The organism is Gardnerella rara, assembly GCF_055452355.1.
Genome location: NZ_JBVBJP010000002.1, coordinates 131,115 through 146,337, shown reverse-complemented (window position 1 = coordinate 146,337; position 15,223 = coordinate 131,115). Strand labels below are relative to the sequence as shown.

10 protein-coding genes and 3 tRNA genes are annotated in these 15,223 nt (G+C 44.9%); 1 reads left to right on the top strand and 12 read right to left on the bottom strand.

Features of this window, described 5'->3' with window-relative positions:
* From ACZ0NX_RS02315 to trmB, 8 genes are all read right to left on the bottom strand, one after another.
* A complete protein-coding gene (locus ACZ0NX_RS02315) occupies positions 1 to 2,775 on the bottom strand; it encodes an HAD-IC family P-type ATPase (RefSeq protein ID WP_464405276.1) in 2,775 nt (924 codons plus the stop codon).
* On the bottom strand, positions 2,762 to 3,580 hold the full coding sequence (locus ACZ0NX_RS02310) for a hypothetical protein (RefSeq protein ID WP_464405274.1): 819 nt from the start codon (positions 3,578 to 3,580) through the stop codon (positions 2,762 to 2,764). Before ACZ0NX_RS02310 ends, ACZ0NX_RS02315 begins: the two co-directional genes overlap by 14 nt.
* Before the next feature lie 37 nt (positions 3,581 to 3,617).
* Positions 3,618 to 4,424, bottom strand: a complete 807-nt coding sequence (locus ACZ0NX_RS02305) for a DeoR/GlpR family DNA-binding transcription regulator (protein WP_060787269.1) — start codon at positions 4,422 to 4,424, stop codon at positions 3,618 to 3,620.
* Between the two features lie 647 nt (positions 4,425 to 5,071).
* Positions 5,072 to 6,751 carry an MDR family MFS transporter gene (locus ACZ0NX_RS02300; protein WP_464405272.1) on the bottom strand — a complete coding sequence of 560 codons (1,680 nt, stop codon included), beginning with the start codon at positions 6,749 to 6,751 and terminating at the stop codon, positions 5,072 to 5,074.
* 61 nt (positions 6,752 to 6,812) lie between these two features.
* Positions 6,813 to 7,817, bottom strand: a complete 1,005-nt coding sequence (locus ACZ0NX_RS02295; protein WP_464405271.1) for an aggregation-promoting factor C-terminal-like domain-containing protein — start codon at positions 7,815 to 7,817, stop codon at positions 6,813 to 6,815.
* Positions 7,818 to 7,970: 153 nt separating this feature from the next.
* A complete protein-coding gene (trxA, locus tag ACZ0NX_RS02290; RefSeq protein ID WP_060787267.1) occupies positions 7,971 to 8,345 on the bottom strand; it encodes a thioredoxin in 375 nt (124 codons plus the stop codon).
* Positions 8,346 to 8,530: 185 nt separating this feature from the next.
* A tRNA-Glu gene (locus ACZ0NX_RS02285) sits at positions 8,531 to 8,602 on the bottom strand.
* 129 nt (positions 8,603 to 8,731) lie between these two features.
* Positions 8,732 to 9,592, bottom strand: a complete 861-nt coding sequence (gene trmB / locus ACZ0NX_RS02280) for a tRNA (guanosine(46)-N7)-methyltransferase TrmB (protein WP_464405269.1) — start codon at positions 9,590 to 9,592, stop codon at positions 8,732 to 8,734.
* A gap of 270 nt (positions 9,593 to 9,862) precedes the next feature.
* On the opposite strand from trmB, the gene galE reads away from it, so the two are divergent.
* Positions 9,863 to 10,873, top strand: a complete 1,011-nt coding sequence (gene galE, locus ACZ0NX_RS02275; protein ID WP_464405267.1) for a UDP-glucose 4-epimerase GalE — start codon at positions 9,863 to 9,865, stop codon at positions 10,871 to 10,873.
* A 73-nt stretch (positions 10,874 to 10,946) separates the two neighbouring features.
* Here galE and ACZ0NX_RS02270 read toward each other — a convergent pair.
* The 4 genes from ACZ0NX_RS02270 to ACZ0NX_RS02255 form a co-directional block, all read right to left on the bottom strand.
* Positions 10,947 to 11,019, bottom strand: a tRNA-Phe gene (locus ACZ0NX_RS02270).
* A 42-nt stretch (positions 11,020 to 11,061) separates the two neighbouring features.
* A tRNA-Asp gene (locus tag ACZ0NX_RS02265) sits at positions 11,062 to 11,135 on the bottom strand.
* Between the two features lie 103 nt (positions 11,136 to 11,238).
* On the bottom strand, positions 11,239 to 13,287 hold the full coding sequence (locus ACZ0NX_RS02260; protein WP_464405265.1) for an ABC transporter ATP-binding protein: 2,049 nt from the start codon (positions 13,285 to 13,287) through the stop codon (positions 11,239 to 11,241).
* On the bottom strand, positions 13,287 to 15,194 hold the full coding sequence (locus ACZ0NX_RS02255) for an ABC transporter ATP-binding protein (protein WP_464405264.1): 1,908 nt from the start codon (positions 15,192 to 15,194) through the stop codon (positions 13,287 to 13,289). The genes ACZ0NX_RS02260 and ACZ0NX_RS02255 overlap by 1 nt, the downstream gene beginning before the upstream one ends.
* Positions 15,195 to 15,223: the final 29 nt, after the last annotated feature.

The window sequence follows — 15,223 nt, the reverse complement described above, 5'->3', positions numbered from 1 at the left end:
CTAATCGTTACTGGAATCAGAGCGCAAAAGAACATCATCATTTGCGCTATCAATCCAATTTTCAACTAGATGACTAATCAGATGCAAAATCAACCATATAACGAAAGCGAATAATATGGCACAAATCATAACAAACATTGCATTTCCGCTTATAGGAACATGCAAATCAAAGAAACGCGCAACAAATGGTATAAACGCGCCAATAACGCCAGCAGCAGCAAAACACAGAACCATAATTCCACGCCAAGAAGCAAGTGGCTTAGAAACAGTAGCCAAAACTGCAACACCCAGCACAAAAACTGTAACAGCGCAAATACTGCGAGTTAGACCAATGGTGTAAACAGATTCAACAATTATGCTAGAAGCACTAACGCTAGAGGAATCAAGTCCACGCGAAAGCATTAAAGGAGCAAAAATGGAAACAGCCAAAACAGATACGGCAATAGCAATGCCATTTGGAAGCGCAAATCGAACGACACGATGCAAGAATCCAGGAATATAACGTCTTGTATTAGGAGCCAAAGCAAGTAAAAACGCTGGAATACCAATGGTTAACGAACCGATATAGGTTATGTGGCGAGGTAAATATGGAAAATGCAGACCGAGTAAAACCACACCTGCTGAAATAAGTGCAGAATATACGGTTTTAACAAGAAACAGGCCTGCAACACGCTCCATATTTGCCATAACTTGGCGACCCTTAGCAACAACGTCTGGAAGATGAGAAAAACGAGAATCAACAAGCACAACTTGCGCAACTGCCTTAGCGGCTGGAGCAGCATTACCCATTGCTACGCCTAAGTCTGCTTCCTTAAGCGCAAGAGTGTCGTTCACACCATCACCAGTCATAGCAACAACGTGACCCTTGGAATGTAGAGCTTGAACGATTAACTTCTTTTGATCAGGCAAAACGCGCCCAAGAACATCAACGTTTTCAAGAACCTCGGCAAGCTGATTTATATCTTTAGGCAGCTGCCTTGCGTCCATTGAAACGGGCTTTGAATCACCAGTTAGACCAACTTTTTCGGCAACAGCTGCAACAGTTGTTGGATTATCGCCAGAAATCACGCGACATCTAACACCTTGCTGCCTAAACCATTCAAGAGTTTGGCGAGCATCGGTGCGTATTTTCTCCGAGCAACGAACTAGTGCAACAGGGCGAGTACTTGTGGACACTTTTGGCGAGCTAGAAAAAGTTGCATCACAAGAATCGCCAGAAACCACAGAGTCAGAAACCACAGACTTGCCTGTAGCAACCGCTAGAAGAAGGACACGATTGCCCTGCTGTGCATATTCGTTTACTCGATGCAAAATACGCTTGAAAGGCTCCGTTAAATGGCAATTATTGCAAGTAGAATCGCCATCTTCTAAAGAACAGTCAGCGCAAATCGCAGTTGCCAAAACCTCTGGAGCACCCATATACCACGTTTCAAAACTGCCGTCTTTTAGCTCATAGCGAATTGCACTCCACTTTCTTGCGGAAGAAAATGGCAAGCGAGCGTTAACATTCGATGCAACGCAAGCACCTTGATCTTTAAGGCCTTCCATAATGGCAAGACCCGTAGCATTTGGATTTTCTTCGTTAGACAAATCAAACAAAGCCTGATTTACAGCATGACTATAGTCGCTAGCAGCCGCCACGCTGGAAGAATCGCCGCTTTTACTTTTTACAAAAGCTTCGTCAATTGAATCGTCAATCGAATTGTCAATCACATCAACACCAACAAACGCGATTCCGCCATCTGTAATAGTGCCTGTTTTATCTAAATTAAGGCAATCCACTCGAGCTAAAGTCTCAACAGACTCAAGCTCCTGAACAAGTGTTTTTTTACGAGCAAGACGCATTGCAGCAACAGCGAAATTAAGCGAAGTTAAAAGAACAAGACCTTCTGGAATCATGCCAACAACGCCAGCAACAGCAGAAACAACAGCACTCCTCCACTGCCCAGTCTGCCAAGACTCAGCAAAACCGCCAACCTTGTTAATCTGTGACCAAACAAGCAAAACACAAAGAGGAACAACAACAATAGTCATCCACTTTAAAATCGTGTTGATTCCACGACTCAAATCGGAAATTGTTTTAGTATAAACCTTTGCTTGCGCCGCAAGTTTAGCTGCATAACTATTAGCACCTACAGCCGTAACGCGCATTAAAGCAACACCAGAAACCGCTGTAGACCCAGAATAAACAAAGTCGTCCGCAGCTTTACGAACAGTTACAGACTCGCCAGTGAGCATGGACTCGTCCATCTCCAAGCCCCAAGACTCAACAACCTTAGCGTCCGCAGGAACCTGGTCGCCAGCACGAACCCACAACAAATCACCAAGAACAATACAGCTATGATCAACATAAACGTTTTGGCCGCCTCGCCGAACAATAGAACGAGAAGCAACAAGAATCGAAAGGCGATCAAGCGTGCTCTTTGCGCGTAGCTCCGTAACAACGCCAATACCTGTGTTAATAAGAATTACAAAGCCAAAAACCGCGTCTTTCCAAGAGCCAGTGGCAAGAACAACAACCATTGCCGCAAAGATAATTGCATTAAAAAGCGTAAAAACGTTTGCGCACACAATTGAAAGCACTGACCTAGAAGTACGATTTTCTGTAATGTTTACAAATCCTTGTTCTACGGCAGCGGAAACTTCACTTTGAGTTAAACCCGATTCGCTAACTTCTGGCAAATCTGGAGAGTCTTTTGCGCCTTGCACAACCTGATCCTCTGGCACAACCTGCTCCTCTTGCAAAACCTGCGCGCCTGCACTAACCTTTGTCATTTATAACCACATCCCTACCATGAGGCGTATTGTCAATTACCGATTGAACGATTTTTAGAAGACTAGAATGCTGAATCTTCCCACAATTTTTTATATGACTTTTCTGGCAACTCTTTTCAACACAGCTTAAATGATTTCTAAAATCGCCATTAAAAGCGGCCTTAGAATCACCCTTCAAATCACCCTTGATTAAACCAAAATCAAACAAATCCTGACCGTCTAAATCCTTAAGAATATAGAGTTTTGCCGCAAACAAAGAACAATCTTTAGGTGGATTTTTTGGATTAACAAGCGCAACAGGAATCCCCGCAGAACGCGCATATTTAAGCGCATCAACCCAAGCTTTACGCACCTTTAAATCAACATGCGCACCACCAGCATTGCTTTTAACGCTAGAATCAACGCGGTCTACGCCATCAACATTAATGTTGTTAATCAAAATCATAGAAACAGGCTGATTTGACGCATCTTTAACGGCCTCTTGCGAGGCAAAATTGGCATTCTTAACGTCTGCGATTGATGCGTACGATGCTTTTAAACCAAATTTCTCACACAGATGCAAGAGCTTAGAATCAAGCGCCGCCTGCCTTGAACCGACTATAAACAACTTTATGTCTTCTACGTCGATTCCGTCGTGAACAATATCGTCCGAACGACCAGTGTCTCCAACAGCTTGATTCTTAGGCGTGCAAGCGCTTAGCGACGTAAGCAAGAAAACAACCAATACGGATGCGAGCGCAGAAACAATACGATTGCTACGATTGCTACGATTGCTTTTGCGCAAAACACCACTAAATGCACGCATACCTACGCACGCCACGATTACACACGCTCACGCAAAATCACGCGGACGCGGAAGAATCGCCAGCAACCGTTGGAGCAAGAACCAGATTCTTAACCAACTCACGGGTGCGAAGCTGCGAATCCGCATCTAAGCAATCATCCGTAATAACCGTATCAACCTGGTCAAATCGCGCAAAAAGCGAAAGCGACGTGCACGTCCACTTAGTGTGATCCGTTAATATAATCGTGCGATCTGCAATATCCATCAAAGCCATATCTGTAGCGGCTTCCAGCGAATTTGGCATAAGGAATCCGCGCGGCAAGCTAACGGAATGCGTGCCCAAAAATACGGTGTTTACACGCAAAGACGAAACAACCTTATCTGCAATAGGGCCAACCAGGGAGTTGGAACGCGTAATAACGCCACCTGTAACAATAACCTCAATATCTTTGGACTCAAGCGCTTGAACAAGCTCCGCAACTGGAATTGAATTTGTTAGAATCGTGATTCCAGACGCCCTACGCGACTCAAGCAGATGCTGTGCAAATACGTACGCAGTTGTGCCACCACCGATAGCAATAACATCTCCAGGCTGAACATAATCTACCGCCTTACTGGCGATTGCATCCTTAAGCCCCATATCCATCTGCGACTTTACGGAAAACAGCGGCTCCGAAAGAAGAGTGTTAGTTGTAACAGCACCACCGTGTACGCGCTTTAAAAGCCCGCGATCCGAAAGCTCTGCGATATCTCTGCGAATTGTCATTGCAGAAACGGCGAGTTCTTTGGAAAGAGCGGTAATACGCACGGCCCCCCTGGTGCGAAGGCGGCTCAGAATCAATTGTTGACGCTGTGAAGAAATCATGTGAACATTATCGCACAAGTAAACGCAAAAAACAAACGCAAATGAGCGTTTCTAAGCTCTAAACGTTAAGTATTTAACAAAAATCACGTAAAATCTGGCAAAATTCCCCAAAACGAACAAATGCTTACGCTCCGACCTGCCGTAGCGCTTGAAGCGTAGCGCGCGAAGGCAATTCGGAGCGCTGAGCCGCTCAAACGTAAAGTCCAGTGGACTTTACATGCGGCGAAGACGCTCGCGCGCTTAGACCGCGCGAGCGCTTTTCCTATTTGGTATTGCGCGAGGTTTGAGTATTTCTCTCCTCGCAAGTCCCGTCGCTACGCTCCTCTTTTATTGCTCGTAGAGAAATACATCAAACCTTCTGGATATCTAGAACTTTTGCGTAGCTTTTATCACCGAGATTCTCGATTTTTCTTGCTGCTTCAGCGAATCACCATTTCATGCTGAGGTTCGCTTCATCCGCTGCGAAAAATCTCGAATCTCTACCTAGCTTGGTATAACTTATGTGAGTTTATGTACTGCGTTTGTAGCTGATTCACGGCGTGTTGAACTACAAAATCAGGAAAATTTTCCCGAAAATGTTGCTCAAAACGGCGTGTTAGCAACAAAAAGCGGAAAGACGCAAGGAAAATAGATTATATGCAAAGATATCAGTATTGATGATGCGTATGATCGTGCATAACGTCTTTATGCTCCGAAGCATGCGGAATATGCAAAACGCGCATGCGGTCAATCGCCTTGCGCGCAAGCTGATGCGCCGAACCCGCGCCCTCTCCCTTAACGCCAAAAATAACAATCAACGCCATAATAGCCGTAATAATCGCACTAATGCGCAAAGTCCATTGCACGCCAAAAATGCTTGCCGCAATGTTATCCGCACTCCCAACACCCGTAAGCGCATGATGCCACTGCGTAAAAGTGGCCATTGTTACAACAAGAACAGGCGCACCAATCGCACCCCAAAGCTGGCGCATTGTGTTAGTAACAGCCGACCCGTCTCCAAGCTCGCTGCGCTGCAAGCAATTTAAAGACCACGTTGTAACTGGCATAAGCAAGAATCCCATTCCAATTTGACGAGTAAATTGCCATATTGAAATCCACCAAATCCAAGTGTATCTATCAATAAGACTCATCATAACTGTGCCAAAAAGCAAAATCAGCGATCCAGCCATTGCCACTGGCCGCACGCCAAATCGATCCAGCATGCGCCCACCAAAATACTGCGAAATGGCCATTCCAAACGCGCCTGGCAAAAGCACCAGACCGCTCATAGTGGCAGAAAAACCGCGATCCGACTGAATATAAAGCGGAATAACAACCATGATTGAGCTAAACGCAAAGAACGTTAAGCACGCGCAAGCCGTACCAACGGTAAAATAGCGATTTTTTAACACACCAATTCCAAGAAGTGGCTGCTTGCCATTAGAGCTCGCGCGCAACTGGCGAAGAACAAACCAGGCCACTCCACACGCACCAACAAGCATTGGCGCCCAAGAAAACGCACTAGAAATTCCGTATGCTTCAATGTTGGTAAAGCCAAACATCACTCCGCCAAATCCAACAATCGAAAGACCAACGGAGAAAAAGTCAGCTTTGGCACAGCGATCCTGCTCGCCAAAATTATGCAAGAAAAATGCGGAAAGAACAATAGAAATTACGCCAATAATGCTAAGCGACAAGAAAATTGATCGCCAACCGTTAAAATCGGTTTGCATACCGCCAACAGTTGGGCCAATTGCAGGAGCAATACTCATTGCCATACCAACACTGCCCATAGCCATTCCGCGCCGCGTTACAGGATACACAGAAAACACTGTAATCTGCAACACTGGCCACATAACGCCCGTGCCAATCGCCTCTAAAGTGCGGCCAGCCAACGCCATAATAAAATCGTTGCTAAGCCAAGCCATAATCGAGCCGAGCGTAAAAAGAACCATAGACGATATAACGATTTGACGCGTGGAAAATCGCCTAGTCAAAAATGCGGTAAGCGGCACCATAATGGCCATAATCAGCTGAAAAATAGAGGTAAGCCACTGACCCGTAGTAACGCTAATGTTAAATTCGCGAACAATGGTTGGCAAAGCGGCCGTAAGCTGCAACTGGGCAAAATTACCAATAAACGTTATAAACGTAAGAATTGCAAGGGATACAAGAGCCGCGCGGGTAAGGCGATTATTTTTATACGCTTGCTCCCCAACTAAAGCACTGCTTAAATGAGCAAACTTATTTTTATGTAACTCGGATAACTTTGGCAACTCTGATAATTTATGTGATTTAGGTAATTTAGGCGTTTTAGACAATCTTGATGGTTTAGGTGTTATCGTCATTTTAGAAAATAGTGAAGCTAGAGATTTCAAAAATTTATTTGGCACTTAATTATCCGCCAAATCAGTAGCTTCTGTGCGATAACCAGTGCCTGTAGGCGCCCTGAATTGACCCATAACGGCCATTGCAATAATTCCAGAACCAACGAAGCTGAGTTTGATAATTAGTTGCCCAATCGGCACCCATAGAAGACATCTTTCTTCCAGGCAAAGCTTGAGGCAAACCATAGGCGCCAGAAGGGTTCATGGCATTTACACGCCAACCAGATTCGTGCGAAATAATAAACACGGTAGCCGTAAAATCGGCCTCGCTGTAGCCGTTTGAAAGCAGCCAGGAATGTGCCCACTCCTGCATCTCGCCAGCTGGAACGGTGGTTCCAATGGAAGCAGCAAAACCAGAATCTACGCTAGCGCCACCAGTTCCAACAAGAACAACCTTATCTTTTGGAGCCTTTTTAACAAAGGAAACAAAAACGTTGGAAGAAACAACCTTCTTGCCTGCACGCGTAACAATTTTGCTTGTTTCCATAACGCCAGGCTCGCCTTGTTCCTTAACCTTTTCCGTGCCTTTTGGAAGAGCTGCGGTCTCTTTTTTAACCGTGTTAAACGCAATCGGCTCGTCGGAAGTCTCCAACTTTGCGCCCGCGCGCTTAATGGTTATAACCGTAGCCTCGCTAACCTTTGAATCAAGAGAAGGCGTAACAACATCATGCGAATCTAAAGTTATATCTCCAGCCTCCAAAACGGACTTTACGTTTGTAAAATCAGTTCCAAAAACCGCACGATGATGACCGTTTATATTCACCGTAACATAAGAAGTTGCGCCCTTTTTAACAGGCTTAAGCGAGTTTCTGTAGACTCCACGAGAAACCTGATTTGCGTTATCTGTTGCAGAATAAGCAATTACGTAAGACTTTGCGGAATAAGGCTTGGAATTGGAATAAAAGTTTCGAGAAACAATTCCAAGAGCTATAACAGACACAACACCAACAAAAATCGCTGCAACTCTTGCCCATTGACGCGCACTCAATGAGGTAAGCGTAACAGTTTTCTTTCTGTGACTTGTCATAACTCTCCTTGATAAACCTTAAAAGCTGTGCACTCAGACTTTAACAGCGATTGCACACAGTGTATTCAATTGTAATATTACGTAAAGAGAAGGGCTAAAAATCAACGGCTAGAGGCCACTTTTCCCTAGCTTCGCGCGCTATGTTTTTATGCGCTAGTCGTTAGCCTTAGGGGCGTTGCCTGAATCGTTGCTAGAATCACTGCTAGAATCGTAGGACTTTGCCTGATTAACCAAATCCTCCAAATCCGCAGGAAGCAAAGCGCCTGCCTGGCGATAAATAACCTCTCCACGCTTAATCACCATAACCGTTGGAACGGCCTTAATCTGCGCTGCGCTGGCTAATTCGGGAGCCTGATCAATATCTACCTTAACAAACGGAATATCGTCAAACTTTGCACTTACTTGCTCAAAAATCGGCCCAAAAGCACGGCAAGGACCGCACCAAGTGGCCCAAAAATCAACAACAACTACCTCGTTGGTGCTTGCAATCTTCTCAAAATCATCTTGCGTAGCGTGAATAAGTGCCATTTTTGCCCCTTGTACTATTTAATACGGTTCAACGTATACAGCGATTAAACCGCCCCATTTGGAGTATTTTGTTTTGATTATTATTTGAACCATTCTAGCAAAACTATGGTAATTGCACGCCATTAATGGGTTGATGAATTATGGGAATAAAATAAAACGCCGCTCAAATAAAGCGGCGCAACTTGTACCCCCTAAGAGAGTCGAACTCTTGTTGTCAGATTGAAAGTCTGGTGTCCTAACCGTTAGACGAAGGGGGCTTTAACCAAACCATATGATATTAACACTCACTAAGCGTACACGCAAATCGCGGCGTGTTGTGCGTAAAATCAACGCAAGCACACATAGTAATCGAGCGGGAATCAAACCGCAAGAATCAAACCTGCAATCTACTTTTTAGCAACATAAGTTAAATCGTGGATAACGCGCCCAGCTTCCAATCCCTTGCGCTCAAAATTAGTTAAAACACGCCCATCAAATCGCTGCGACTCAACAAAATCAGTATGCGGCAAATCCGCAGCATCTTGAGCATTTCCCTTGCCAACATGCTCCGTAGGCAGGCTCACGCGCAAATCGCCAGCGTTTTTAAAGCACGCCAAAGAATCCATAACCTCGTGAACATGCAACGCGTAATCTTCAATATCTGTAGCAATTCGCCAAACTCCGCCCGCAACAAGCGCATTATGCACAGACTGCGCCAAAGCTGGCTGAACAATTCGGCGCTTGTGATGACGCATTTTAGGCCAAGGATCTGGGAAAAATGTCCAAACTTCTGCCAAAACGTTACTTTTGCAAGCCGCAAGAAAATCGGGAGCATTAACCTGCGCAATTCGTAGATTCTGCAAATCCTGTTTTCCCGCCAAAAGCATGGTATGAGCCACGCCTGGATCATAAACTTCTAAAGCAAGAAAATTCATATTCGGATTCGCCGCAGCTGCCGCCACAATGTTTTCGCCCTGACCCGAACCAATTTCTACAATCAGCGGATTAGCATTTCCCCAATTGGCCTCAATCCATGCCGAGTCCACGCATAAATCGCTTTTTACACGCAAAGACCCAACGCCATCTGCAATGTCTAGTAAATACATGCCCGAGTAGCGCTGCTTGGCCTTTTCTAAACGAGCGTCCAGCCTGGCAGACCTGCGAACAAACGAAAGAATAACCCTTGCGGCGGCATTAGTTTGTTTAGGCTCAAGCAAGTTGCCATTAGGCAAATCGCCACTTGCGCTATCTACATTAAAATCGTCCATTTTAGCCAATCTTCCTTATTCGCATGCATACGCAATTAAACTGCAAGTTGAATCACAAATCGAATTACAAGTTAAATCACAACTCAACGCATAATACCAAACGCGCAAAACAGCGCACATTAAACACGCGCCCAATATTATTCAAGCGCTATAATTTCCCTATAACATTCTGCAAAATACATTCTGCAAACCGATTGGCAAATAAATCGTGCCAGCATGCAGATAACAAGATATAAGCAGATAAATACCAGAAAGGTAACAAGGTAAACAATGACTGTTCTAGTTACAGGCGGATGTGGATACATTGGCGCACACGTTGTACACGCTCTTCACCAAGCCAAGCAAAACGTTGTGGTTGTAGACGATTTAAGCTACGGAAAGCCTACAAGGATTGAAGGCGCGCGACTGTACGGAATGGACATTGCTTCCCCAGACGCAGGAGCGCGACTTGCGCAAATAATGAAGGAGAACAACGTTGACTCCGTAATTCATTTTGCTGCACGAAAGCAGGTTGGCGAGTCCGTAGAAAAGCCGCTATGGTACTACCAGCAGAACATTAACGGCATGCTTAACGTTCTAGAAGGAATACGCCAAAGCGGAGCTAAAAAGCTTGTGTTTTCGTCTAGCGCAGCCACGTACGGCGAGCCTCCTGTAGATGTTGTTCCCGAAGACGTTGTGCCAATGCTGCCAATTAACCCATACGGCCAAACTAAGCTTTTTGGCGAATGGATGGCTCGCGCTTGCGAAAAAACATACGGAATTCGATTCTGCGCATTGCGCTACTTTAACGTTGCTGGATGTGGACCGGTGGAGCTAGAAGATCCTGCAATTTTGAATCTAATTCCTATGCTTTTAGATAGATTGCAACGAGGCAAGGCGCCTGCGATTTTTGGCAACGACTACCCTACTGCCGACGGCACTTGCATTCGCGACTACATTCACGTTTCGGATCTTGCAGACGCACACATTGCGGCTCTTACTTATTTGGATCGCGATGAGCGCAAGTACGACGCTTTTAACGTTGGTACGGGCAAGGGAACTTCGGTTCGCCAAATTGTAGACGAGGTTAGACGCGTTACTGGATTGCCATTTAAGGAAACTGTGTTGGATCGTAGAGCAGGAGATCCTCCACAGCTTATTGGAAGTCCAAAGCGAATTAACGAAGAGATGGGCTGGCATGCTCGCTACAGCGTTAAAGAAATCGTTGAGTCGGCTTGGGCGGCTTGGCAAGCAAACCCACAGCATCATATTGATGTTGAGTCTTGGAAGCAGATTGACTAATAGACCTGCTAATAGATTGACTAGATAAGCAAAACGCGCGGCAAAAATGCTGCGCGTTTTTTGTTTCAACTTGTGGCTCCGAGCGGGATCGATCCGCTGACCTAGCGATTTTCAGTCGCTCGCTCTACCAACTGAGCTACAGAGCCATGATGAATAAAAAACCCGGCGAACCGGGCCTTTACTAATCGCGACCCCGGCCGGACTTGAACCGGTGACCTCCGCCGTGACAGGGCGGCGCTCTAACCAACTGAGCTACGGGGCCGTGGCTTTGTTCCATCGAACAGCCGAGTCACTATCTTACAGAATCCACGCCAAAATGCAAGCTCTAGGCGTGTTCGGCGTGTTGCCGCGGAATATCAGGCTTATTACTCCAAATCAATTGCACCCGTGCAAAGTTGATAATATTCGCCGCGCTTTTTCATCAAATCTTCATGCGATCCGCGCTCAACAATTCGTCCATGGTCCAAAACCATAATCACATCCGCATTTCGCACAGTAGAAAGCCTGTGCGCTATAACAAACACGGTTCTATCCTGCATCAAAGCATCCATTGCACTCTGCACAAGCGCTTCCGTATGCGTATCAATAGAAGAAGTTGCCTCATCTAAAATAAGCACAGGTGGATTTGCAACAGCCGCACGCGCAATGGCAATCAGCTGCTTTTGACCCTGCGAAAGCCCAGCCCCGCCGTCTTTAATCTGCGTATTGTAACCATCTGGAAGCTTGGAAATAAAGGAATCCGCATGCGCAAGCACGGCTGCAGAAACGCAACTAGAATCGCTAGCAGAAAGCGAACCATAACGAATATTGTCCATTATGCTTGCGCTAAACAAATTAACATCTTGCAAAACGGTTGCAACAGCATGCCTCAAATCACTTTTGCGAATATCGCGAACGTCAATTCCGTCGTACAAAATCTGACCGTCATCAATATCGTAAAAACGTGTGAGAAGATTGGCAATCGTTGTTTTACCAGCGCCAGTGGCCCCTACGAGTGCAACCTTTTGGCCAGATCGCGCATACCAAGTTATATCGCGCAAAACTGGCTTATTAGAATCGTAGCCAAACACAACATCCGTAAATCGCACGTCACCGCGAAGCAAGGTATAACGACCATCCTTAGATGTGCAAGCGTTCTGTTTAGCCTCAAAAACCACTTCTTGGGCGGTTGGGCTCAATTTTTGCGCACGACTTATGGCCTTATTTCCACTATCTTTAACATCTCGTTTCCAAGCCCAATAAATATTTGGCCCTTCTTCTTTTTCGCTAACCTCTTTAACAACGTTAAACGTTTGTTTGCAAGAAATCTGCTCTTTAGACTCACAGATGCACACTTTTACCAAGCAAACCGTGCCATTATCTGCCTCTGGCTCTTCATCAATAAGCTCGAAAATTCTAGAGGCGCCAGCCATAGCCATCATAAGCGAGTTTATTTGCATTGTGATTTCGCCAATCGGATTAATAAACGCGCGCGAAAGTGTTAGCAGAGAGATTAGCGTTCCGATTGTAAGCACACGGGAATCTCCCGAGAAAATAGAAACAAGGCCAAATGCGCCAAAGCCGCCACTTACCGCCCAAGCTCCAAGAATCGCAAGTAGAACGTAAAACAGGTAGCTGGCGTTGCTAATTACAGGCATAACATTATTTGCGTAAGAATTAGCGCTAGCTGAAATTTTTTGCACGTTATTAGCTAAATCGCCTAATTTTTGTGTGACGGATTCTTCGTGATTGAAAATTTTAATGACTTTTCTGCCAGTTGCACATTCTTCTACAAACCCATTCAGATTGCCTAAAGCGGCCTGAAATTGCCTAAAAAGCACACCTGATTTTTTAAGCATAAATCGCACTAAATATAGAAGAATCGCAGTAAAAAGCAAGATAAAAGCAGCAGCGGGAAGCGAAAGCCACATAATAGACACAAACGCTGCAATAATGGATATAAGCGCGGAAAAAGAGTCTGGAAAAGCCCAAGAAATTGCCTCACGCAGCACTTCTGTATCGTTGGTATATCGGCTCATAACATCGCCGTAGCCCTTAGAGTCTAGATAGCTAAGCGGAAGATTTTGCTGATGTTTAAACATCTTGTTTCGCAAATCACGCATAACGCTTTCCGCAATATTTGCCACTAGCCTACTCCAAAGCCAACTGCAAAATACGCCAACAACGTATATGCTTGCCATTAGTGCAATCATGCGTAAAAGCGGAATCCAGTCTGGATTTTTCTTTCCAACAAGAGGCAAAATATACACGTCTACAATAGATTGCAAAAACATTGCGCTGGCTGCTTGAACAATTGAGCTTACAATAATCGCAAATATGATTACGAAAATTTTGGCGCGATACACTAGCACGCAGGAAGCGAGACGTTTAAGCACGGGCCAGTTGATTGCGGAAACTTTTTTATCTGCAGACATTATTCAGCACCTTCTTCCGCAATAGCAATATTTTCTTGACTTTGCACGCGACTTTTTGCTTGAGATTCCGCCATATCTCTATACATCTTGCAAGAGGCAATTAGGTTGGCATTGGATCCATGCGCAATTATATGGCCATCTTTTAGAACAAAAATAACGTCGGCATGCTCAATTGAAGACACACGTTGAGCCACAATTATTTGCGTAGAATTTGGCATAAAATGCCTTAAATTTTCACGAATTTTGGCGTCGGTTTTAACATCTACCGCACTCATTGAATCGTCTAAAATCAAAATTTTTGGCCTCTTTAAAAGCGCGCGAGCAATGCAAAGCCTTTGCTTTTGGCCGCCCGAAAGATTCTTGCCACCTTGATCAATTTGCGTATTATACCCATCTGGTAAATCGTTTATAAACTCCTGCGCGCATGCGATTGTACAAGCTTCACGCAGATCGGCTTCGCTCGCATCTGCCTTGCCCCAACGAAGATTTTCTGCAATTGTGCCGCTAAACAGAAGATTTTTCTGCAAAACAACGCCAACTTCTTCGCGCAAACTTGCTGGATTATAATCGCGAACGTTGGCTCCACCTACAAAAACGTCGCCTTTTGTAGCGTCGTAAAGGCGCGCAATCAGCTGCACAAGACTTGACTTTCCACTACCTGTTGCACCAACAATACCAACGGTAGAGCCAGAAGGAATGCTCAAGTTTATGTTGTGTAAAATTTCCTGCTTATCTTTAGAAAAGACGCCATTATTCCCGCTGGAAGAATCGCCAGCAGCCGAAGATGAATCCCCACTAGCGTATGTAAAATCAACATTATTAAAGCAAATAGAAGAATCTGCAAGAGTGGTAAGTGGATTTTTAGCAACATACTCCGTGTTATGCGATTGTAAAACATTTGCAATACGATGCATAGACGCTCGCGCTGTAACAGTCATAACAAAAACTGCAACCAGATTGGCAAGTGCAAACAAAATTTGCAACGCATACACCATCAGCGCCGCAAGATTTCCTGTAGTTAAGCCAAACGCAGGATTATTCCCAGACGCCACTATTTCACGCGATGCCATCCAAGTAACAATAAGCATGCATGCATAAAAACAAAGATTAAACAGTGGAATACTAAAGTTAAGCACATATTCCGCACTAAGAAAACGGTTGTAAAGCTTACGAGAAATGCGCATAAAACGGCGATTTTCGTAGTTCTCGCGCACATACGATTTAACAACGCGAATGTTATGCAAATTCTCTCCAACAAGCGCGTTCATGTTGTCTACCATGCGATAAATCTGCACAAAAGCGGAGCCAACAATTTTAGCACCAACAACACCGATTAAAGCAACAATCGGTACGAGAGCAAGAAAAACCCAGGAAATCGCAGGACTTATACAAAAAGTAAACCACCACGCTGCTGCAATAACAACAACGCTTCTAACGCCTGCGCGAATAATCAGCTGATAAGCAAACTGAACATTCGACACGTCACTCGTCATGCGGGTTACAATCGTGCCGGTAGAAAACTTATCTAAATCAGAAAAACTTAAAAGCTGCAGTCGCGCAAAAATATTGTCCCGTAAATTTCTACCAAAACCGGCACTAGAATGCGCGCAGCAAATACCCGAAATAACGCCAGCAATCACGGAAAGCGCTGCAAAAAGAAGAAGTTGCAAACCGTAATACCAAGAAGCGGAATTGGAGCGCGTCACAATGCCGAAATCAATAAGATTCGACATTACTGACGGAATAATTATTTGCATCGCTGCTTCAAAAATAATTGATACGGAAGTAAGAGCACCAAGCAGGCGATAGTTTTTCAAAGAATGAAGAATGGTGCGTAAGGCGTGAGGAGCACGATCGGCGCGGTTTCTTGATTGCTTCGACGATTTTCGCGTTACTTTCTCCGCCATTGCATCCCTTCCCCTACATAACGTCATGT